We start from the raw sequence: 19,243 nt of genomic DNA, 5'->3' as shown, positions 1-19,243 counted from the left end.
ATCGCAAAGGGCTCCGACCCCTGGCGTCATTGCGTTGCTTCAGCCTCGGCCTTGCGCTCGCGCTCGGCACCGGCGTCCACGGCCTTCTGCACGTCCTTGGCGCGGTCCAGCGGCTGGTTGATGGCCTTGGCCAGCGCCTGCGGCTCCGGCGGCTTCTCGGGGTTGGGCGGGGCGGGCTTCTGGCAACCGGCCAGCAGTGCGACCGACAGGCAGGCGGGAATCAGCAGACGCATCGTGGTGCTCCGGGGCGGGTGATGCGGCAGTGTCGCACTGTCGGCAACGCCCTGCTGTGACGCGTATCCTTGCGGCATCGAAATACAGCGGGCGCGGCCCCGGAGAACACATGAACCAGCAACGGTGGCGCCTTGACGGGCAGACGGCCCTGATCACCGGTGCCAGCGCCGGCATCGGCCTGGCGATCGCACACGAACTGGCCGGTTTCGGCGCCGACCTGATGATCGTCGGCCGCGATATCGACATGCTGGAAACCGCGCGCGACGAACTGCTGGACGTGCATCCGCAGATGCAGGTGCATGCGCTGGCCGCCGATGTCTCCGATGACGAAGACCGCCGGCAGATCCTGGACTGGGTGGAGGACCACAGCGACGGCCTGCACATCCTGGTCAACAACGCCGGCGGCAACGTCACCAAGGCGGCGACCGAGTATTCCGAGGACGAGTGGCGCCAGATCTTCGAGACCAACCTGTTCTCGGCCTTCGAGCTGTCGCGCTACGCGCATCCGCTGCTGGCCCGGCACGCCTCCTCGTCCATCGTCAACGTCGGCAGCGTTTCGGGCCTGACCCATGTGCGCAGCGGCGTGGTGTACGGCATGACCAAGGCGGCGATGCACCAGATGACCCGCAACCTGGCGGTGGAGTGGGCCGAGGACGGCATCCGGGTGAACGCGGTGGCGCCGTGGTACATCCGCACCCGGCGCACGTCCGGCCCGTTGTCCGATGCCGACTACTACGAAGAAGTGATCGCACGTACGCCGATGCGCCGCATCGGCGAGCCGGAAGAAGTGGCCGCAGCGGTGGGCTTCCTGTGCCTGCCGGCGTCGAGCTACGTTACCGGTGAGTGCATCGCGGTCGACGGCGGCTTCCTGCGGTACGGGTTCTGACCCTGACCCTGACCGGGGTCGGATCCCTTTCCGCAGGAAAGGGCTCTGACCCCATCAACGCCGGGCGGCAGCGCCTACTCCGGCACCCGGCAATCACTCGCAGCCAGCACCGCCTGCAGGCGCTCGCGTTCGGCACGGGCGGCATCGCGGTTTTCCTCCGAGGCAAAGCGCTCGCGACCGCGGGCATTGCGGAAGCGCTGTTGCCAGCTGCCACAGCGCTGCGCCTCGGCCACTTCGCTGCAACGGTCGCTGACCACTTCGCAGCTGGCCGCATTTACCGGCGTGGCACCGCCCAGGCCGCTGACGTTCATCAGCTCGCAGCGGCCCGGCGCGGCTTCGTACTCGTGCAGGTACTGGCCGCCCTGTGAATCCTGGCACTGGAAGATCGGCGGCAGAGGCGGCTTGGGCGGCGCGTTCTCATCGACCGCGGCATCACCGGGGCGGGGCAGCAGGGCGCTGTCGAGGATGGCATCGCCGCCCTCGCGCTCGACCATGTAGGCCTCGCTGATGATGCGCTCCTGGCCCGCGCGCGGCGGTGTGGGAGCGACGGGCGCTTCCGTGGCGGGCGCTGCAGGCGCGGGGTCGGCGGCGACCGGCGCTGGCGTGGGAGCGGCCGCGGGGGCTGCAGCCGGCGTCGACGGCGCGGAGCCGGGCAGCTTCACGATCTCCTGCTTCATGCCGGCCGAACAGGGCATGCGCTGCACGGTGGGAACATCGCTGCTGCCGGTGCAGCGGTAGATCACCATCTCCTCGGCCGCGGCAGCGCCGGGCAGCAGGCACAGCGCCAGCCAGATCAGTTTCTTCATGCCAGCAGCCTACAGCAGCGGCCGCCGCCTGGTAGATGCCAACCTTGGTTGACGCACGCGATGGCCGGTGCCCCGGTAGATGCCAACCTTGGTTGGCGCTGGCAGACAGCGTTGCCCACCAAGGTGGGCATCTACCAGAGCAAGCGCGCTCAGCCGCCGCTGCAGTCCTGCGACAGGCGTGCGTCGATGCCGCGCTGCTCGTTGCTGATCGCGGTGCGTTCGCTCTGCAGCGCGCTGTTGTAGCGGCGGTCCAGCTCCCAGCGGCGGTCGCGCAGGCGCGAGCAGACTTCGCGCGGCGGCAGCAGGCTGCAGGCGTCGCGCACCAGCACGTTTCCGCCGGGCACGTTGACCCCGTAGCCGAGCGGCGGCCGGTGCACCGGGATGCCGCCGGCCCCCGGCGGAGGCCCGATGCCGATGGCGCCGCCTCCCGGGCCCGGTCCCGGCGGACGCGGGCGCGGTCCGCCATGGGGGTCCGGTCCGTACCAGACCGTGGTCCATACCGGCACCCAGCGCGGATTACCCTCGTTGTTGTCGCTGGTATAGCGGCTGCCGTCGTCGCGCACGCACTCGTACATCGGCTGCGGCGGCTGGATGTAGACGTGGCGGACCTCGCGCACGCCCATGTCCGGCGTCGCTGCGGGCGTCGGCGGCGGGGTATCGGTGCTGACCGTACGCGGCGGCGGGTCGCGCGGGCGCTGCAGGTCGCGCACTTCCTGACGGCCGCTGCTGCAGGGCTTGTCCTGCAGCGCAACGGCGCCGTTGCTGCCAACGCAGCGGTAGACCCGCACGTCATCGGCAGCGAAAGCCACCACGGGCATCGACAGAGCCAGGCAGAGGGCAGGGCGCAGCAGGTTCATGGCTGCAGCCTGCGCGAATTGCCGCGGCACTGCAATCGGCGCATCAGGAGCGCAGGATGCTGCCGCTGAGCGCGTCGCGGATGGGCGTCGGCTGGGCCAGGCCGCCGGTCTGGCCATCGAGGATGCCGTCGAGCAGTCGCAGCAGACGCGGGTCCAGTTCTTCGCGACTGCGCGCCGGCGGTTCACCGGCCAGGTTGGCGCTGGTGGACACCAGCGGACCGCCCCAGGCGCGGCACAGCGCCGCCACCAGCGGGTGGGCGCTGATGCGCACGGCGATGCCGCTGTGTTCACCGGTCACCCACGGGCGCGCACGGGGGCCGGCCGGCAGGATCCAGGTGTTGGCGCCGGGCCAGCTGGCCAGCACCGCGCGCTGGCGGGCGTCGGGCAGCGCGTCCAGCCGTACCCAGCCTTCCAGCTGCGGCAGGTCGGCGGCGACCAGGATCATGCCCTTCTCGACCGGGCGCTGCTTCAGGCGCAGGACCATGTGCACCGCCGCCTCATGGGCAGGGTCGCAGCCCAGGCCCCAGACAGCTTCGGTCGGGTAGGCGATCACGCCCCCCGCGCGCAGCGTGGCCACAGCAGTATCGAGGGTGAGTTCTTTCATGGGGAAGGCCGGCCCGACGTGGGGCTTCATTATCCCCCCGTGGCGTGCAGAACGGGTGGTGGGTGCCGACGGTGGGCACGGGCGGTACGGTGGGTGCGGACCGTTGGTCCGCACATCCCGGCGTGTTGAAGCGGTGGGTGCGGACCGTTGGTCCGCACATCCCGGCAAATCATCCACGCATGGCGTGGATCTACTTCTTGGCTGCGGCCTTCTTGACGGCCTTTTTCACTGCCTTCTTCGCCGCCTTCTTGGCCGGCGCCTTCTTCGCAGCTGCCTTCTTCGGCGCGGCTTCCTTCTTCACCGCCGCCTTCTTGGCCGGCGCCTTCTTCGCGGCGGCCTTCTTGGCGCCAAAGCCCTTGCGCACCGGCTTGCCGGTTTCTTCCATCAGCTGCTGCACTTCGGCCAAGGTCAGCGATGCCGGCTCGCGATCCTTGGGGATCTTGCCGTTCATCTTGCCGTCGCTGATGTACGGGCCGAAGCGGCCGTTCAGCACCTGGATGTCGCTGCCCTCGAACTCCTTGATGATCCGGTTGCGCGCGATCTCTTCCTTCTCTTCGATCAGGAACACTGCGCGGGCCAGGTCGATGGTGTACGGGTCGTCTTCCTTCTTCAGCGAGGCGTAGGTGCTGCCGCGCTTGGCGAACGGGCCGAAACGACCGATGCCGACGCTGACGTCCTCATCCTTGTCCTGGCCCAGTGCGCGCGGCATCAGGAACAGTTCCAGCGCGTCTTCCAGCGAGATGGTGTGCATCGACTGGCCGGGGCGCAGCGAAGCGAACTTCGGCTTTTCCTCGGCGTCCTCGGCGGTGCTGCCGATGGCGGCATACGGCCCGAAACGGCCCAGGCGCACGCTGACCGGCTTGCCGGTCTTGGGGTCGGTACCCAGTTCGCGGGCACCGCTGGCCTCGGCGCGGTCGACCGATTCCTTCTTGTCTTCCACCAGCTCCTTGAACGGTTCCCAGAAGCGGGCCATCAGCGGGATCCACTCTTCCTCGCCGCGCGAGACGGCATCGAGCTCGTCTTCCAGCTTGGCGGTGAAGTCGTAGTCCACGTACTGGGTGAAGTGGCTGGACAGGAACTTGGACACCGCACGGCCGACGTCGGACGGACGGAAGCTGCGGCCTTCCATTTCCACGTACTTGCGGAACAGCAGGGTCTGGATGATCGAGGCGTAGGTCGAGGGACGGCCGATGCCGTACTCTTCCAGCGCCTTCACCAGCGCCGCTTCGGTGAAGCGCGGCGGCGGCTGGGTGAAATGCTGTTCGGCCAGGATGCGTTCCAGCGGAATGCGGTCGCCCGGCTTCATTGCCGGCAGCTTGCGGCCTTCGTCCTCGTCCTCGGCGCTCTTGTTGTCCTTGCCTTCCTCGTACACGGCCAGGAAGCCGGGCACGACGACGGTGGTGCCGCTGGCGCGGAACACGTGTTCGCTGCCGGCCGACAGGTCGACGCTGACGGTGTTGAGGGTGGCCGGGATCATCTGGCAGGCGACGGCGCGCTTCCAGATCAGCTCGTACAGTCGGCGCTCGTCGTCGGTGAGGAAGCGCGACACCTGGGCCGGGGTCCGCAGGGCCGAGGTCGGGCGCACGGCTTCGTGGGCTTCCTGGGCGTTCTTGGACTTGGTCTGGTAGGTGTTGGGCTGGTCCGGCAGCGAGGCGATGCCGTAGTCACGGGCGATCACGTCGCGGATCTCGGCCAGCGCGTCCTGCGACAGGTTCACCGAGTCGGTACGCATATACGAGATCAGGCCGACGGTGCCTTCGTCGCCGATGTTCACGCCTTCATACAGCTTCTGCGCCACCTGCATGGTCTTGCGGGTGGTGAAGCCGAGCTTGCGCGAGGCTTCCTGCTGCAGGGTGGAGGTGGTGAACGGCGGCGCCGGGCGGCGCTTGCGCTCCTTGCTGGCCACGTCGGTGACGTGCAGCGAGCCCTGCGCGGCCTGCTGGATGCGCAGGCGGGCGGCCTCGGCGGTGTCGCCGTCGGTGACGGTGAACTGCTCGAACTTCTGCCCGTCCAGCTTGATCAGCTTGGCGTTGAAATGCTGGCTGGGGTGCGCGCACTCGGCAGCGATGGACCAGTATTCGCGGGCGATGAAGGCTTCGATCTCTTCCTCGCGCTCGACGATCATGCGCAGCGCCGGGCTCTGCACGCGGCCGGCGGACAGGCCGCGCTGCACCTTGCGCCACAGCACCGGCGACAGGTTGAAACCGACCAGGTAGTCCAGCGCGCGGCGCGCCTGCTGGGCGTCCACCAGGTCGCTGGCGATGGCGCGCGGCTGGTTGATGGCTTCCTTGATGGCGCGCGGGGTGATCTCGGTGAAGACCACGCGCTGCATCGGCTTGTCCTTGACCAGCCCACGCTCCTTCAGGATCTCGGCGATGTGCCAGCTGATCGCTTCACCCTCGCGATCCGGGTCGGTCGCCAGCAGGATGTCGTCGGCGCCCTTGGCGGCCTTGGCGATGGCATCGACGTGCTTCTCGTTCTTGTCGATGACGTCGTAATGCATGGCGAACCCGTTGTCCGGGTCGACCGCGCCTTCCTTCGGGATCAGGTCGCGCACATGCCCATACGAGGCCAGGACGGTGTAGTCCTTGCCGAGGTATTTGTTGATCGTCTTGGCCTTGGCCGGCGATTCGACGATGAGCAGGTGCTTGGGCATGTCGGGAAAGGTCTGTGGGCGGACCGGGGGAAGGGGCCGCTAGGGTGGAGCAAACGGCCGCATTAGTGAAGCGGCCACGGGCAAATCCATAAACTGAACGCCCGGTAGTGTGCCGGGCGTTCAGGTTTCCTTATTAGAGGAATCACGCCCGGAGGGCCCCTGTCAAGGGGCGGGGCGTGATGACGGCCGCCTGCCGGCGCCGTCGGCCAGGCTCAGCTGGCCATGTTGGCGATCACGCCCACTGCGATGATCGAGATGATCACGCCGCCCAGGACCATCAGGCCGCCGATGACCAGCATCACGATGGTGACCGTGCCCAGCTCGCGCCGCTGCAGGTGAGGCTGGTCGGTGAAGGCCCAGCGGTCGACCACGACGGTGTCGCAGACCATGTCGTGCAGGGCCTGCTTGCGGTCGGTGAACGCCGCCATCAGGTAGCCGATGCACAGGATGATGCTGCTCAGGATCGTGGCGAAGTAGCGGCCGATGCTGCGGCCCAGGGTCAGGCGCTCACCGTTGCCGCGCACGACCTTGATGCCGACGGCCATCTTGCCCGGCGTGGCGCCGCCGGCCGAGGCGTGGAACCAGGCGTAGTACACCATCGAGATGGCCAGGCCGGCCAGGCCGCTGACCAGCTGCGCGGCCACGCCCGTGGCCGTATCGCCGCCGCCTGCCGCGCCCATGCCGAGGCCGATGCCCACGCCGAGGACCATGCCGATGATCCAGCTGGGGATCAGCAGGATGAAATAGTCGATCAGGTAGGCCGCGAAGCGCTTCCAGAAGCCGGCATAGACCACCTCGCCGCCCTGCACGGCCTGGCTGTAGTCGCCGCTGGCCGCGCCCGGGGCGCTGTAGGGCGAGCTGCTGAGTGCGCCGGTGCCCGGCAGGGGGGCGGTGCCGTTGTCGATGGCGGCATAGTCGCCGCGCAGGTCGAAGCCGCCCGCGGCGCTGCTGTCGCTGGCCTCGGCCAGGGTCTGCAGGCCCAGTTCGTCCACGACCTGGCGCAGGGCGGCCCACTGGCCCATGCCCTCGCGCCACACCAGCGTGTCCAGGGTCAGCTGCCCGCGCTGGAAGCGCTGGCGGATCTCGGTGACCGGGAACGGTCCCTGGCGTTGCTGTCCTTCGGCGAAATACCACTCAGTCATTGCGTTCCCCTGTTGGGTCATCCTTGGATTTCAGGCTGCCTGCGCGGCCGGCGGCTCAGCCGCGGCACTGCACGGGCAGGTATTTGTTGTCGCTTTCGCCGGTGCATTCCCAGCGGCCGCTGTCGCGGTCGTATTCCTGCCACAGCAGGTCGCCGTCGATCGCCTTGCCGGGGACGGCCAGGGTGGCTTCGATACCGCAATGGCCGTTGTTGAAGCGGCCGATGTGCACGGCAGACAGCCCCTGGCTGGCGAAACTGCCTGCTTCGGGGAAGCCGGCGTCGTTGGCGCCCGGGCAGCGGCCCTGGTCGTCGGCGAAGCGCTGGACCTGTTCCTTCAGCGGCTGCAGGGCGGTAATCGCGCCGGCGACCTTGGACTTGATCACGTAGTCGTTGTAGGCGGGCAGGGCGATCGCGGCCAGGATGGCCAGGATCGGCACCAGGACCAGCAGGGCGACGCCGCCGATGATGGCGGTCAGCGCGCAGCCGGACAGGCCCTTCTTGGGCGGCGGCAACGCGGTGCTGGCGCTGGCGTGGTAAGGCGCTTCCGGCGGCAGGATGGGCGGTTGCGGGGCCGCCGGCGGTGGCGGCGCGCTGGCCGGTGCATCGACGGCCGGCACGATCAGCCCCAGTTCGTCGACCACGCTGCGCAGGGGCTGCCATTGCGGCAGCCCGTCGCGCCAGACCAGGGTGTCCAGGGTGATTTCGTTGCTGCGGAAAAGCTCGATCAACTGCTCCGCCGGCAACGGGCCTTGCTGGCGGTTGCCTTGGGCGTGAAACCAATCACTCACGGGGACGCTCCTGAATGCGCTTGGTCCCCAAGTGTACGGTCAGTGAAGGGGTTCTGGCTCGTCCATGAACATCTGCGTTTCCATCCAGGCATACGCCGCCTCGGCGCCGGGCTGGTTGAACAGCACCATCAGCACGACCCACTTCAGGTCGTCCAGGTCCAGTTCGTCCTGGTCCAGGGCCATGGCACGGTCCAGCACCAGCTCGCGCTGGTCGGCATCGAGGATGCCGTGCTGTTCCAGATAGAGCAGGAAACCGCGGCATTCCACGTCCAGCTTGTCCAGCTCGGGGCCGTGGAAAATGCGCACGGGACCGTCGACCCGGGCCTGCGCCACGCTCGGCCGCTGGGCAGCCAGCGCATCGAGCCAGTCGAAGGCCTTGTTGATCTCGGTAGGGCTGAAACCGGCCTGGATCAGGCCATTCTGCAGCGAGTCGCGGTCACGGATCAGGTCCGCATCTTCGCTGAAATAGTGTTCAAACAGGTACAACAGTACGTCAAGAATGCTCTCTTTCATTGCCCCTCGGCCTGCGTCGCGCGACGCTGTGGAGGTGAAGAAACTAGGGAGTTCGACAGTAGCGGCCGTGTACGCACACCACGATTCCCGCCAGTTCCATGGCCAGCAGCATGGAGGACACCTCAGGCGCCGTCAATCCACAACGCGTGATCAATGAATCCATACCGCTTGGGTTGTGGTCCAGTGCCCGCCACAAGCTCTGGTAGTCAGGGTCGTTCGCCCACCGGTCCGGTAGGTCTGCCGGCGATGCCTGTTCAGTGGGGGTGGCCAGGCGGCTTTGCAAGCCGGGCAGTTGCTGGCGCAGGGCAGGGGCCAGCAGTTCCAGCACATCTTCGGGGCGTTCGACCAGGGCCACGCCCTCGCGGATCAGCCGATGGCAGCCGGCCGCACGCGGGTTCAGCACCGAGCCGGGCACCGCGCCGACCTCGCGCCCGGCCTCGGCGGCCAGGCGGGCGGTGATCAGGGCGCCGGAGCGCTGGGCCGCCTCGATGACCACCGTGGCCAGGGCCATCCCGGCCACCAGCCGGTTGCGCGCCGGGAACTGCCCCGCCCGCGCCGGGGTGCCCGGCGGGTACTCGCTCAGCACGACGCCTTCGGCGGCGATGCGGGCCTGCAGGCGGGCATTGCCGGGCGGGTACGCCTGGTCCGGGCCGGTGCCGATGACCGCCACCGTGCGCCCGCCCGCATCCAGTGCGGCGGCATGGGCGGCGGCATCGATGCCGGCAGCCAGCCCGCTGGTCACCGCCAGGCCGGCCTCGACGAAGCAGGTGGCAAAGCGCGCCGCCAGTGCGCGCCCGGTGGGGGTCGGCGAGCGGCTGCCGACCACCGCCACTGCCGGGTGCCAGGCCAGGCTGGCGTCGCCGGACACGAACAGTGCCAGCGGCGGCTGCGGGATGTCCTGCAGCAACGGCGGAAAGGCCGGATCGGAGCAGCCCAGCAGCTGCCGGCCGGGCTGCTGCAGCCAGCGCAGGGTGGCGGCCAGTGCCGCAGAATCGGGCTGCTGCAGGGCGGCGCATTGTTCAGCAGAACAGCCGTGCGCGCGCCAGCCGGCCACGCCCAGGGCGAGCGCGGCGGGGGCATCGCCGCTGGCCAGCAGCAGGGCGCGGCGGGGCGCCAGCGGTCCGCCGGCCAGGACCAGGCGGGCGAGTGCATCGAGGGCAGTGTCGGGGCGGGGCATCGCCCGACTATCGGCCACGGATGACGAAGGCGCCCTAGGGCGCCTTCGCGTTCTGCTGTCAGGGGAGTCCGCCTCCGGCAACCGCCTGCGGTGCGGTGCCGCCCGGCTGGAACCGGCGGGGTAGAGTCGACCGTTGGTCGACTACCGCGGACGGATTGAAGCGCAGTCGACCAACGGTCGACTCTACTTCGCGTCCGGGTGCTGGGCGCTGTAACCCACGTTCACCGGCTTCACGCCCTGCATCACCAGCGCGTAGCTGACGTTGTCGAAGGTGCGGAACACCATCGCGTGGGCGGCGTATTCGTCCGGCAGGCTGACCCGGCCCGCACCGGTGGACGGCGAATCGTCCATGCGCGAGGAGTTCGGGTATTTCATGCGGTGGGCGACATGGCTGCCCTGGCGCCACAGCGAGAACACTGTGCCGTTGTCCACGCCCTGGCTGCGGCCGGCAGAGATGGCGATGACGTCGCGCGGGCCGCCGGCATTGAACATGTCGGCAACGGCCAGCACGCGCACATCCAGGCCTTCCAGGCTGGCGGCGGGCACATGCGGGAAGAACTGCAGGTCGTAAGGCTGGGCCTCCACCGGCACCAGGCGGTCACCGGCACGCACTTCACGGCCGTCGCCGTTGGCGTCCAGCATCAGCGTGGAGGCTTCGGTCTTGCCGCCGGCCACCTGGGTGATGGTGCCGAGGCCGACCTGGGCCAGCTCATAGCCCAGCACGCCGCGGCGATGGTTGGGCGCGTTGTAGGCCTTCCACAGGTTGCCGCTGCCTGGGGTGACGTCGCCGTTGGCGGTCAGGTCCTCGGTCGGCTTGGGCTGGCCGTAGCGCACGGTCGGGCGGACCACGGCCCAGCGCTGGCCGACCTGGGCATCGGCCAGGCGGACATAGGCGGCCTGGCCACTGGTGGCGCGCAGGCGGTTCCCTTCCAGGCCGACCACGTAGGGCAGCTGGTCGATGCTGTCGACCACGCTCAGCTGCTTCAGGAAGGGTTCGACCTCCGAGAGCGGCACGCCGGTCACCGGGGCTTCCGTGCGCGGGCCGGGCTGGGCCGTCACGCGGTCCAGATAGGCCAGGCTGAGCACGTCACCCGGGTAGATGAGATGCGGGTTGGCGATCTGCGGGTTGGCCTGCCAGATCTCCGGCCACAGCCAGGGCTTCTGCAGGAACCGGCCTGCAATGTCCCACAGCGTGTCCCCTTTGCGGACCACGTAGGTGTCCGGGTGCCCGCCATTCACTTCAACGGCGGTAGCATAGGCAGCCACGGTCAGCATCGCCGCAGCGACGACCGTACGAAAACGAAGCAACATAGGTGCGAAGCCCTGATTCCCCAACAGGTTCGCGCACTATAGTCCAGAAACCGGGGCGCAAGGCAAGCGTTGCAGATAGAATCTGCGACGTATGCCGGCGTATCCCCGGCCCCAACCCGGAAACAGCCATGGCCCTGCTCCCCATTCTTGAGTTCCCCGATCCGCGCCTGCGTACCAAGGCTGCGTTGATCGACGCCGCCGAGGTGACCACCCCGGCCTTCCAGACCCTGCTCGACGACATGTTCCAGACCATGTACGACGCTCCCGGCATCGGCCTGGCCGCCAGCCAGGTGGACGTGCACAAGCGCTTCATGGTCATCGACGTGAGCGAAGAGAAGAACGAGCCGCGGGTGTTCATCAACCCGGAGATCGTCGCCAAGGACGGGGGCCAGGTGTACCAGGAAGGCTGCCTGTCGGTGCCCGGCATCTTCGCTGACGTGACCCGCGCCGATTCCATCACGGTGAAGTTCCTGGACCGCCAGGGGCAGCCGCAGGAGCTCACCACCGACGGCCTGCTGGCGGTGTGCGTGCAGCACGAGATGGACCACCTGGACGGCAAGCTGTTCATCGACTACCTGTCGCCGCTGAAGCGCGAAATGGTCCGCAAGAAGCTGGCCAAGCAGCGCAAGCACGTGGCCTGACCGCCATCGCGGGCCGCCCGTCGCGGTGGCCCCTGCCTGCGCGTCCCGCGCGGGCTGCACGGCGCCGGCCGACGGCGCCGTTGTTCTTTCTGCACGTATCCATCCTGCAAGTGGGGTAGCCATGAGGATTGTCTTTGCCGGTACGCCGGAATTCGCGGTGTCGTCGCTGCGCGCGGCCGCGCGCCATCACGAGGTCGTGGCCGTCTACACCCAGCCGGACCGCCCGGCCGGCCGTGGCCGTGGCCTGGCACCGTCGCCGGTCAAACTCGAAGCGGTTGCCCGTGGCATCCCGGTCTACCAGCCGGAAACCCTGAAGGACCCGGCCGCCCAGCAGCAGCTGCGCGACCTGCAGCCGGACCTGATGGTGGTGGTGGCCTATGGCCTGATCCTGCCCAGGGCCGTGCTGACCATCCCGACCCACGGCTGCTGGAACGTGCACGCCTCGCTGCTGCCGCGCTGGCGCGGCGCCGCGCCGATCCAGCGCGCGATCCAGGCCGGCGATGCCACCACCGGCGTGTGCCTGATGCAGATGGAAGCAGGCCTGGATACCGGCCCGGTGCTGCTGCACCAGGAGCTGGCCATTACCGACACCGCCACCGGTGGCGACCTGCATGACGCGCTGGCCGCGCTGGGCGCGCAGGTGCTGTCCGACGGCCTGGGCCTGCTGCGCGCGGGCATCAAGCCGATCGCACGGCCGCAGCCGGAACAGGGCGTGACCTACGCGCACAAGCTGGACAAGGCCGAAGCGAAGCTGGACTGGGCGCAGGACGCGCAGGCGCTGGCGCGCACCGTGCGTGCGTTCAACCCGTGGCCGATCGCCGAGGCGCAGCTGGCCGGCGAGCGCGTGCGCATCCATGGCGCGGTGGCGCTGGACCTGGCCCACGGCCAGGCCCCGGGCACCGTGCTGGCAGCCGGCCGCGAAGGCATCGACATTGCCTGCGGGCAGGGCGCGCTGCGCCTGCGCGTCCTGCAGCGCGAGGGCGGCAAGGCGATCACCGCCGCCGACTACCTCAATGCGCGTCGCGACCTGCGCGTGGGAGCGTAATCCGGTGTCGAAGCAGAACGATTTCTCCATTGCCAAGGCCGCGCCGGGCGCCGCCACCCGCATGCTGGCCGCACGCGTGCTGGCCCAGGTGTTCACCCGTGGCCGTTCGCTGAAGGCCGAACTGGCCTGGGCCCTGCCCAAGCTGGCCGACACCCGCGACCGCGCGCTGCTGGAAGCCCTGTGCTTCGCCGTGCTGCGCCGTCGCAGCACCTATGACGCTGCGCTGCAGGCGTGGATGCAGAAGCCGCTGTCGGCGCGCGATGCCGACCTGCGGACGCTGCTGATGGTCGGTTTCGCCCAGCTGGACGTGCTGGAGCTGCCCGCCCATGCGGCGCTGTCGGCCACCGTCGATGCGGCGCGCGCGCTCGGCCGCGAGCGCCAGGCCGGCCTGGTCAACGCCATCCTGCGCCGTGCGCAGCGCGAGGGCTTCCCGGAACAGCCCGCGCGCGACGCGTTCCCGGCCTGGCTGGCCGAGGCGGTCGAGCGCGACTGGCCGCAGCAGGCCGAGGCGATCTTCAGCGCCAGCCTGCAGCCGGCACCGCTGTGGCTGCGCGCCAACCGCCAGCTCGGCGGCCGCGACAAGGCGCTGGCCGCGCTGGCCGAAGCCGGCACCGCTGCCGAGCCCAGCCCGCTCAGCGCCGATGCGCTGCGCCTGGCCGAGCCCAGCCCGGTCAACCAGCTGCCGGGCTTTGCCGACGGCGCATTGTCGGTGCAGGACCTGTCGGCGCAGTGCGCGGCCGATGCCCTGTCGCCGCCGGCCGGTGCACGGGTGCTCGATGCCTGCGCCGCCCCCGGTGGCAAGTCGGCGCACCTGCTGGAACGCGACCCGAGCCTGCGCCTGCTGGCGCTGGACATCGATGCGCGGCGCCTGGCCCGGGCCAAGGACACCTATGCCCGTACCGGCGTGGGCGAACACGTGCAGACCCAGGTGGCCGATGCCAGCGATACCGCGGCCTGGTGGGACGGCACCCCGTTCGACGCCATCCTGCTGGATGCCCCGTGCTCGGCCACCGGCGTCATCCGCCGCCAGCCCGACGTGATGTTCCACCGCCGTGCCGAGGACATCGAGGCGCTGGTGGGGGTGCAGGCGCGCCTGTTGGAAGCCTGCTGGGCGATGCTGCGCCCCGGTGGCGTGCTGCTGTACGCCACCTGTTCGATCCTGCGCGCCGAGAACGTCGACCAGGTGCGGGCCTTCCTGAAGTGGCATCCGGACGCCCAGGCGGCGCCGCTGGGTGACGCTTTCGGCGTGGACTGCGAGGGCATCGCCCGCCAGCGCCTGCCCGGTGAAGACGATGCTGACGGTTTCTTCTACGCGCGTCTGCTAAAAACAGCCTGATCCCGTCGCTGTCCGAGTTCCCATGCTGAAAACCCGCGCGTCACGCGAGACGTGGTTGTTCGTAGTGATGGCCTTGCTGGTGCTGGGTGCGGGGCTCGGACTGCGCGACCCCTGGCCCTCGGACGAGCCGCGTTTCGCCCTGGTCGCCAGGCAGATGGTGGACAGTGGCCAGTGGCTGTTCCCGCATCGGGGGCTGGAGCTGTATTCGGACAAGCCGCCCATGCTGATGTGGTGGCAGGCCACCCTGTACAGCGTGATCGGCAACTGGCGGGTGGCCTTCCTGCTGCCCTCGCTGATCGCCGCGCTGGGCACGCTGTGGTGCGTGGTCGACCTCGGCCGACGGCTGTGGACGCGCCGGGTCGGCCTGTATGCCGGCTGGGCGCTGCTGTTCGCGCTGCAGTTCACCTTCCAGGCCAAGAAGGCGCAGATCGACCCGCTGGTGGTGCTGTTCGTCACCCTGGCCAATTACGGGCTGCTGCGCCACCTGCTGCTTGGGCCCGCCTGGCGCTGGTGGTGGGCCGGCTGGTTCTTCGCCGGCATCGGGGTCATCACCAAGGGCGTGGGCGTGCTCGCGCTGCTGATGATCCTGCCGGCGGCGATCGCCTCTGCACTGCACTGGCCGCGGGTGCGCCTGCATGCGCGCGACCTGCGTTTCTGGCTGGCGCCGCTGGCCTTCGTGCTGGCCGTCGCGCTGTGGCTGGTGCCGATGGTGATGACCGCGCTGGCGACGAAATCGGGCGAGTACCAGGCCTACCTCGACGACATCCTGTTCCGGCAGACCGCCAAGCGCTACGTGCAGTCGTGGGACCACCACCAGCCGTGGTGGTACTTCCTGGGCACGATGCCATCGATGTGGATCCCGGCGTTCCTGGCCCTGCCGTGGGCGATCCCGGCGTGGCGTCGGCGGCTGCAGCGGCGTGATCCGCGCTACCTGCTGCCGCTGGCCTGGTGGCTGCTGATCGTGCTGTTCTTTTCCCTTCCGCACGGCAAGCGCGATGTCTACATCCTGCCGTCGCTGCCGATGTTCTGCCTGGCCCTGGCGCCGCTGATGCCGGGCCTGCTGCGCCGGCGCGACGTGCAGTGGGTGCTGGGTGGCTTCACCCTGCTGCTGTCGCTGGGGACGCTTGCCGCCGGTGCGTCGGCGCTGCTCGGCAACCCCGGTTTCGAAGTTCGGCTGGTGCTGGAGCGCGGGCTGGAGCCGGGGGCGGTGGTGGTGATGGCCTGGGCGGTGCTGGCCATGGGCGCTGCGGGCGTGGCCGGCCTGCTGCTGTTCGGCCCGACGCGGCGCCACCTGGCGCTGGTCTCGATGCTGACCGTGGTGTGGGTGCTGTACAGCCTGGTCGGCTACCCGGTGTTGAACGATTCCAGTTCGGCTCGCGGCCTGATGCGCTCGGTCGATGCGCGCCTGGGGACCGATGCCGAGCTGGGCCTGGTGGCCTGGAAGGAGCAGAACCTGCTGATGGCCGGGCGCCCGGCGGCGACCTTCGGCTTCAACGTGCCCTGGCATCAGCAGCTGCAGGCCGGGGTGCAGTGGCAGCAGCTGTCCGCGCAGCGGCGCTGGCTGCTGGCCCACGAGGACGCGCTGCTGGGCTGCGTGGACCGCAATGGTGCGGTGTTGGCCGGTGTCGCCAACCGTCGCCGTTGGTGGTTGGTGCCGGCATCGGCGGTGCACGGACCCTGCGTGCCCAGCGAAGCCGAACTGAAACGTGAACGGCGGTTGCAGAGAAACGAGCAATAACGTGGCCGCTGGCTTGTCCAGACTGCCCAAGCGTGCACAAAGGCAGTAAAACATCAGGCGGGCGGCCTGCCACAGGGCCGCCGTTTTCTTCCGCATGACCGCAGCGATCATTCCCCACGTGCCAGCTTCACCGGACAACCTGAGCCTCGCCCGCGCCGAGCCGCTGCCCGCGCCTGCCGGCGGTCGCCTTGGCGCTGCGCACCGGATCGCACAGATCGGCCTGTTCTGCATGCCGGCACTGGTACTGACCGTACCGGTGAACCTGTTGCCGTATGCGCTGACCCTGCTGGTCAGCACCCTGCTGGCGCCGGAGCTGCTGTGGCGCGCGCGCGGCATGGGCGGCACGCCGGTGCGCGCGCTGACCTGGCTGATGCTGGCGGCGGTAGCGCTGGGCCTGGTCTCGGTGGTGCTGTTCGAGCAGGGCCTGCGCGACGTCGACAACCGTTCGCGGTTCCTGGTCATCCCATGGATCGCACTGTGGGTGTGCGCGCTGCGGCCGGACATGCGCTGGCTCTGGCGGGGCGCACTGGCGGGGCTGGTGGGCAGCTTCCTGCTGTCACTGCTGCAGGTCCTGCAGGGCGCGCCGCGCGCCGAGCTGACCACCAATGCCATCGTGCTGGCCGACATCGTGGTCATGCTGATGGTGCTGCTGGTGTTCTGCCGCCCGTCGCGGCGCTGGTCGCTGGTCATCGTGGGCATGGCCGCCGGCTGCGGCACCATCGTGCTGACCGGCAGCCGTGGCGTGTTCGCCGCGCTGCTGGCGCTGCTGGTGGTGCTGGCGCTGAGCCTGCGCTGGCGCACCGGCGTGGCCCGGCTGTCGGTGCTGGCCGGCATGCTGGCCATCGGTGCCACGCTGCTGCTGTCGGTGCCCGAACTGCGCCACCAGGTGCGCCTGACCGAACTGCACAGCGACGTGCAGAAGCTGGAACAGGGCGACGTCGATTCCTCCGCCGGTGCGCGCGTCGAGCGCCTGCAGGTGGCCTGGCAGACCTTCCTCGATCATCCGCTGACCGGTGTTGGTATCGGCCACTTCGACAGCGCCATGCAGCGCGTGCCGGTGTGCCGCGACGATCCTGCCGAAGTGCGTTGCCACCTGGGCCATGCGCACAACGACGTGGCCGAATGGGCCGCCACCCAGGGCCTGCCGGGCGTGTTGATGCTGATCGCCGTGTATGGCGTGCCGCTGTGGGTGTTCGTTTACCTGCACCGGCGCAGCGGCCGCGTCACCTTCCGCGGGCCGGCGGCGGCAGGGGTGATGATCGTCATCGCCTACGTGCTGTGCGGCTTGACCCAGTCGATGTTCGCCCACCAGATGACGGCCAGCTTCTACGTGACCATCGTCGGCCTGCTGACCGGCCTGTCACTGCTGGAAGGCGCCCGCCATCGGGCGAAGGCCTGACGCCTGGCCGCCGGGCATGGCCCGGCGCTACCGGTAGGTGCCCACCGTTGGTCGGCACGGACGCCGGATCATTCGCTGCGCGGGTCGGCCACGGCCTGGCCGTTGCCCAGCATCCACAACATGATGGTCTTCTGCCGCACGTAGTTGGCACGTACGTAGGCATACACCAGGCCGTGCCAGCCATCGCGGAACCCGCCGCGGAACACGAAGCCGCGCCAGAACCGCCAGGCCGGCGCCAGGACCAGCTTGCCCAGGGTGGCCCGCTTGCCACGTGCGAACTCGTGCTCGGCCATCATCCGCGCGTACTTCTCGGTCTTGGCCAGCTGCTGCTGCAGTGAGCGGTAGGGGTAGTGGATGAGGTCACCGCGCAGGGTGCCGACGCTGCCATCGACGCTGGCCGCCTCGTGGATCTCGCGTTTGCCGCGCCAGCCGCCCTGGCGGCGGTCGAACAGCCGCATCACCCGGTCCGGGTAGGCGTTGCCGTGGCGCAGGAATTTGCCGAAATACTCCGAGAGGCGGGCGAAACGGTAGCCGGCGTGGCCGCTGAAGCCGCCGTCGCGGGCCTGCTCGATGGCCGTGCGCAGCTCGGGGCTGATGCGTTCGTCGGCGTCCAGGCACAGCACCCAGTCGTGGCTGGCCTGCTCGACGCAGAACGCCTTCTGGCTGCGGAAACCATCGAACGGGCGCTGCAGCACGCGGGCACCGGCGGCTTCGGCGATGGCCACCGTGGCATCGGTGGACTGCGAGTCCACCACCACGATCTCATCGCAGAAGGCCAGCGAGGCCAGGCAGTCGCCGATGCGCCCGGCCTCGTTGAACGCGATAATGCACGCCGAGATGCGAGGCCGTTCGATGGGAGCGGTCGTGGAGGACATGATGGCCGGGTACCTGTTGTTTGCGACGGAGCGCTATGCGCTGCCTATTCTCGCCCCGTTGGCGCAGGCCTTGCACGCGTCCGGGCAGGAGGTGGCCGCCTGGTTCGAGGGCGGTGCGGCCGGCAGCAGCCTGCCGGGAGTGCCCAACATCGGCCTGAAGCAGGCCCTGGCGATGCGCCCGCGCGCGGTGTTCAGCGCCGCCAACTGGGTGCCGACCTTCCTCTCCGGGGCCAAGGTGCAGCTGTTCCATGGCTTCAACGTGGAGAAGCGCGACAGCGCCCGCGGCCACTTCCGGGTGCGCGGCATGTTCGACCTGTACTGCACGCAGGGGCCGGCCACCACCGCACCGTTCCGGCAGATCGCCGAGCAGCAGGGCCACTTCGCCGTGGCCGAGACCGGCTGGCCGAAGCTGGACCCGCTGTTCCGCGACGATGGCGGCGAGAGTGCCTCGCTGCGTGCACCAGCCGGCGGACGTCCGGTCATCCTGTTCGGCTCGACCTTCACCGAGCGCCTGAGCGCGGCCCCGCACCTGCTGGAGCCGATCGCCGCGGACATCGCCGCCGGTGAGCGCTACTGGCTGCTGACCCTGCACCCGAAGTGCCCGCCGGAACTGTTCGAGCGCTACCGCGCGCTGGCCGGTGCCAATGCGCGCTTCATCGAGCCGGAGCAGGTGATGGCCGCGCAGCGTGCGGCCGACGTGCTGGTGTCGGATACCTCGTCGATCGTTTCGGAGTTCATCGTCCAGCACAAGCCGGTGGTGACCTTCCGCAACCGCGTGCCGAAGCCGCACATGATCGACTTCGACGAGGCCACGCAGCTGCCGGCGGTGCTGCAGCGCGCGCTGCACCCGGAGCCCGCGCTGCAGGCGGAGATCGTGTGCTATGCCGATGACATCCACCCGTTCCGCGATGGCCGCTCCAGCGAGCGGGTGATCGCCGCGACCGAGGATTTCCTGTCCGGCGAAATGGGCGCGCTGCGCCGCAAGCCGTTTGGCAGCTGGGTGCGCGACCTGCAGATCCGCAAGGATCTGGGGTACTGGGGCCCCTCGCAGCGGTGATGGGGCAGTGGCCGGGGGGGGGGGGGGCGCCCCCGGGGGGGGGGGGGGGGGCGCCCCCCCCCCCCCCCCCCCCCCCCCCCCCCCCCCCCGCCCCCCCCGCCCCCCCCCCCCCCCCCCCCCCCCCCCCCCCCCCCCCCCCCCCCCCCCCCCCCCCCCCCCCCCCCCCCCCCCCCCCCCCC

18 protein-coding genes are annotated in these 19,243 nt (G+C 69.7%); 7 read left to right on the top strand and 11 right to left on the bottom strand.

Annotation, left to right across the window (positions count from 1 at the left end; all coding sequences use genetic code 11):
* Positions 1-26: 26 nt before the first annotated feature.
* Positions 27-233, bottom strand: a complete 207-nt coding sequence (locus ACVOK1_RS09485; RefSeq protein ID WP_481561863.1) for a hypothetical protein — start codon at positions 231-233, stop codon at positions 27-29.
* A 110-nt stretch (positions 234-343) separates the two neighbouring features.
* Between ACVOK1_RS09485 and ACVOK1_RS09480 the strand changes: the two genes are divergently transcribed.
* Positions 344-1,120 carry an SDR family oxidoreductase gene (locus ACVOK1_RS09480; protein ID WP_481561862.1) on the top strand — a complete coding sequence of 259 codons (777 nt, stop codon included), beginning with the start codon at positions 344-346 and terminating at the stop codon, positions 1,118-1,120.
* Between the two features lie 74 nt (positions 1,121-1,194).
* Here the strand turns inward: ACVOK1_RS09480 and ACVOK1_RS09475 are convergent, their stop codons facing one another.
* The 9 genes from ACVOK1_RS09475 to ACVOK1_RS09435 form a co-directional block, all read right to left on the bottom strand.
* Entirely contained in the window at positions 1,195-1,926 is a 732-nt protein-coding gene (locus ACVOK1_RS09475; protein ID WP_481561861.1) for a hypothetical protein, read from the bottom strand.
* Between the two features lie 149 nt (positions 1,927-2,075).
* A complete protein-coding gene (locus ACVOK1_RS09470; RefSeq protein ID WP_481561860.1) occupies positions 2,076-2,783 on the bottom strand; it encodes a DUF4124 domain-containing protein in 708 nt (235 codons plus the stop codon).
* 43 nt (positions 2,784-2,826) lie between these two features.
* A complete protein-coding gene (gene tsaC / locus ACVOK1_RS09465) occupies positions 2,827-3,417 on the bottom strand; it encodes an L-threonylcarbamoyladenylate synthase type 1 TsaC (RefSeq protein ID WP_108770134.1) in 591 nt (196 codons plus the stop codon).
* Positions 3,418-3,577: 160 nt separating this feature from the next.
* Positions 3,578-6,043, bottom strand: coding sequence for a DNA topoisomerase I (locus ACVOK1_RS09460; RefSeq protein ID WP_108770133.1), 2,466 nt, complete (start codon positions 6,041-6,043; stop codon positions 3,578-3,580).
* A 212-nt stretch (positions 6,044-6,255) separates the two neighbouring features.
* Positions 6,256-7,185: an RDD family protein gene (locus tag ACVOK1_RS09455; protein WP_481561859.1), complete on the bottom strand. Its 930-nt coding sequence runs from the start codon at positions 7,183-7,185 to the stop codon at positions 6,256-6,258.
* Between the two features lie 55 nt (positions 7,186-7,240).
* Entirely contained in the window at positions 7,241-7,972 is a 732-nt protein-coding gene (locus ACVOK1_RS09450; RefSeq protein WP_481561858.1) for a GYF domain-containing protein, read from the bottom strand.
* A 39-nt stretch (positions 7,973-8,011) separates the two neighbouring features.
* Positions 8,012-8,485 (bottom strand): DUF494 family protein, encoded by a 474-nt coding sequence (locus tag ACVOK1_RS09445; RefSeq protein WP_108770130.1) that lies wholly within the window; start codon positions 8,483-8,485, stop codon positions 8,012-8,014.
* Between the two features lie 43 nt (positions 8,486-8,528).
* Entirely contained in the window at positions 8,529-9,662 is a 1,134-nt protein-coding gene (gene dprA, locus ACVOK1_RS09440) for a DNA-processing protein DprA (protein WP_481561857.1), read from the bottom strand.
* Positions 9,663-9,845: 183 nt separating this feature from the next.
* Positions 9,846-10,973, bottom strand: a complete 1,128-nt coding sequence (locus tag ACVOK1_RS09435; RefSeq protein ID WP_200752113.1) for a LysM peptidoglycan-binding domain-containing protein — start codon at positions 10,971-10,973, stop codon at positions 9,846-9,848.
* Positions 10,974-11,101: 128 nt separating this feature from the next.
* Between ACVOK1_RS09435 and def the strand changes: the two genes are divergently transcribed.
* The 5 genes from def to ACVOK1_RS09410 all read left to right on the top strand — a co-directional run bounded on the left by def (position 11,102) and on the right by ACVOK1_RS09410 (position 17,132).
* Positions 11,102-11,614: a peptide deformylase gene (gene def, locus ACVOK1_RS09430; RefSeq protein WP_108770127.1), complete on the top strand. Its 513-nt coding sequence runs from the start codon at positions 11,102-11,104 to the stop codon at positions 11,612-11,614.
* A 121-nt stretch (positions 11,615-11,735) separates the two neighbouring features.
* A complete protein-coding gene (gene fmt / locus ACVOK1_RS09425) occupies positions 11,736-12,659 on the top strand; it encodes a methionyl-tRNA formyltransferase (RefSeq protein WP_200752112.1) in 924 nt (307 codons plus the stop codon).
* Positions 12,660-12,663: 4 nt separating this feature from the next.
* Positions 12,664-13,995: a 16S rRNA (cytosine(967)-C(5))-methyltransferase RsmB gene (gene rsmB, locus ACVOK1_RS09420; protein WP_406234473.1), complete on the top strand. Its 1,332-nt coding sequence runs from the start codon at positions 12,664-12,666 to the stop codon at positions 13,993-13,995.
* Between the two features lie 22 nt (positions 13,996-14,017).
* Positions 14,018-15,733 (top strand): ArnT family glycosyltransferase, encoded by a 1,716-nt coding sequence (locus ACVOK1_RS09415; protein ID WP_481561855.1) that lies wholly within the window; start codon positions 14,018-14,020, stop codon positions 15,731-15,733.
* A 94-nt stretch (positions 15,734-15,827) separates the two neighbouring features.
* The gene (locus ACVOK1_RS09410) at positions 15,828-17,132 is read left to right on the top strand and encodes an O-antigen ligase family protein (protein WP_481561853.1); all 1,305 of its coding nucleotides are present in this window, start codon (positions 15,828-15,830) and stop codon (positions 17,130-17,132) included.
* A 68-nt stretch (positions 17,133-17,200) separates the two neighbouring features.
* Here the strand turns inward: ACVOK1_RS09410 and ACVOK1_RS09405 are convergent, their stop codons facing one another.
* Entirely contained in the window at positions 17,201-18,007 is an 807-nt protein-coding gene (locus ACVOK1_RS09405) for a glycosyltransferase family 2 protein (RefSeq protein WP_108770123.1), read from the bottom strand.
* Here ACVOK1_RS09405 and ACVOK1_RS09400 point away from each other — a divergent pair.
* The gene (locus ACVOK1_RS09400; RefSeq protein WP_481561880.1) at positions 18,006-19,064 is read left to right on the top strand and encodes a CDP-glycerol glycerophosphotransferase family protein; all 1,059 of its coding nucleotides are present in this window, start codon (positions 18,006-18,008) and stop codon (positions 19,062-19,064) included. The genes ACVOK1_RS09405 and ACVOK1_RS09400 overlap by 2 nt on opposite strands.
* Positions 19,065-19,243: the final 179 nt, after the last annotated feature.

Source organism: Stenotrophomonas sp. STEN087, assembly GCF_056759115.1.
The sequence above is the reverse complement of the archived record's forward strand: the minus strand, read 5'-3'. Positions and strand labels throughout refer to the sequence as shown.

What these genes read in the sequence shown, in the direction of transcription:
- dprA (WP_481561857.1), bottom strand. Translation starts at nt 9,662, where the DNA reads ATGCCCCGCCCCGACACTGCCCTCGATGCACTCGCCCGCCTGGTCCTG.
- ACVOK1_RS09485 (WP_481561863.1), bottom strand. Translation starts at nt 233, where the DNA reads ATGCGTCTGCTGATTCCCGCCTGCCTGTCGGTCGCACTGCTGGCCGGT.
- def (WP_108770127.1), top strand. Translation starts at nt 11,102, where the DNA reads ATGGCCCTGCTCCCCATTCTTGAGTTCCCCGATCCGCGCCTGCGTACC.
- ACVOK1_RS09460 (WP_108770133.1), bottom strand. Translation starts at nt 6,043, where the DNA reads ATGCCCAAGCACCTGCTCATCGTCGAATCGCCGGCCAAGGCCAAGACG.
- ACVOK1_RS09445 (WP_108770130.1), bottom strand. Translation starts at nt 8,485, where the DNA reads ATGAAAGAGAGCATTCTTGACGTACTGTTGTACCTGTTTGAACACTAT.
- ACVOK1_RS09405 (WP_108770123.1), bottom strand. Translation starts at nt 18,007, where the DNA reads ATGTCCTCCACGACCGCTCCCATCGAACGGCCTCGCATCTCGGCGTGC.
- ACVOK1_RS09435 (WP_200752113.1), bottom strand. Translation starts at nt 10,973, where the DNA reads ATGTTGCTTCGTTTTCGTACGGTCGTCGCTGCGGCGATGCTGACCGTG.
- tsaC (WP_108770134.1), bottom strand. Translation starts at nt 3,417, where the DNA reads ATGAAGCCCCACGTCGGGCCGGCCTTCCCCATGAAAGAACTCACCCTC.
- fmt (WP_200752112.1), top strand. Translation starts at nt 11,736, where the DNA reads ATGAGGATTGTCTTTGCCGGTACGCCGGAATTCGCGGTGTCGTCGCTG.
- ACVOK1_RS09415 (WP_481561855.1), top strand. Translation starts at nt 14,018, where the DNA reads ATGCTGAAAACCCGCGCGTCACGCGAGACGTGGTTGTTCGTAGTGATG.
- ACVOK1_RS09400 (WP_481561880.1), top strand. Translation starts at nt 18,006, where the DNA reads ATGATGGCCGGGTACCTGTTGTTTGCGACGGAGCGCTATGCGCTGCCT.
- ACVOK1_RS09410 (WP_481561853.1), top strand. Translation starts at nt 15,828, where the DNA reads ATGACCGCAGCGATCATTCCCCACGTGCCAGCTTCACCGGACAACCTG.
- ACVOK1_RS09475 (WP_481561861.1), bottom strand. Translation starts at nt 1,926, where the DNA reads ATGAAGAAACTGATCTGGCTGGCGCTGTGCCTGCTGCCCGGCGCTGCC.
- ACVOK1_RS09455 (WP_481561859.1), bottom strand. Translation starts at nt 7,185, where the DNA reads ATGACTGAGTGGTATTTCGCCGAAGGACAGCAACGCCAGGGACCGTTC.
- ACVOK1_RS09480 (WP_481561862.1), top strand. Translation starts at nt 344, where the DNA reads ATGAACCAGCAACGGTGGCGCCTTGACGGGCAGACGGCCCTGATCACC.
- ACVOK1_RS09470 (WP_481561860.1), bottom strand. Translation starts at nt 2,783, where the DNA reads ATGAACCTGCTGCGCCCTGCCCTCTGCCTGGCTCTGTCGATGCCCGTG.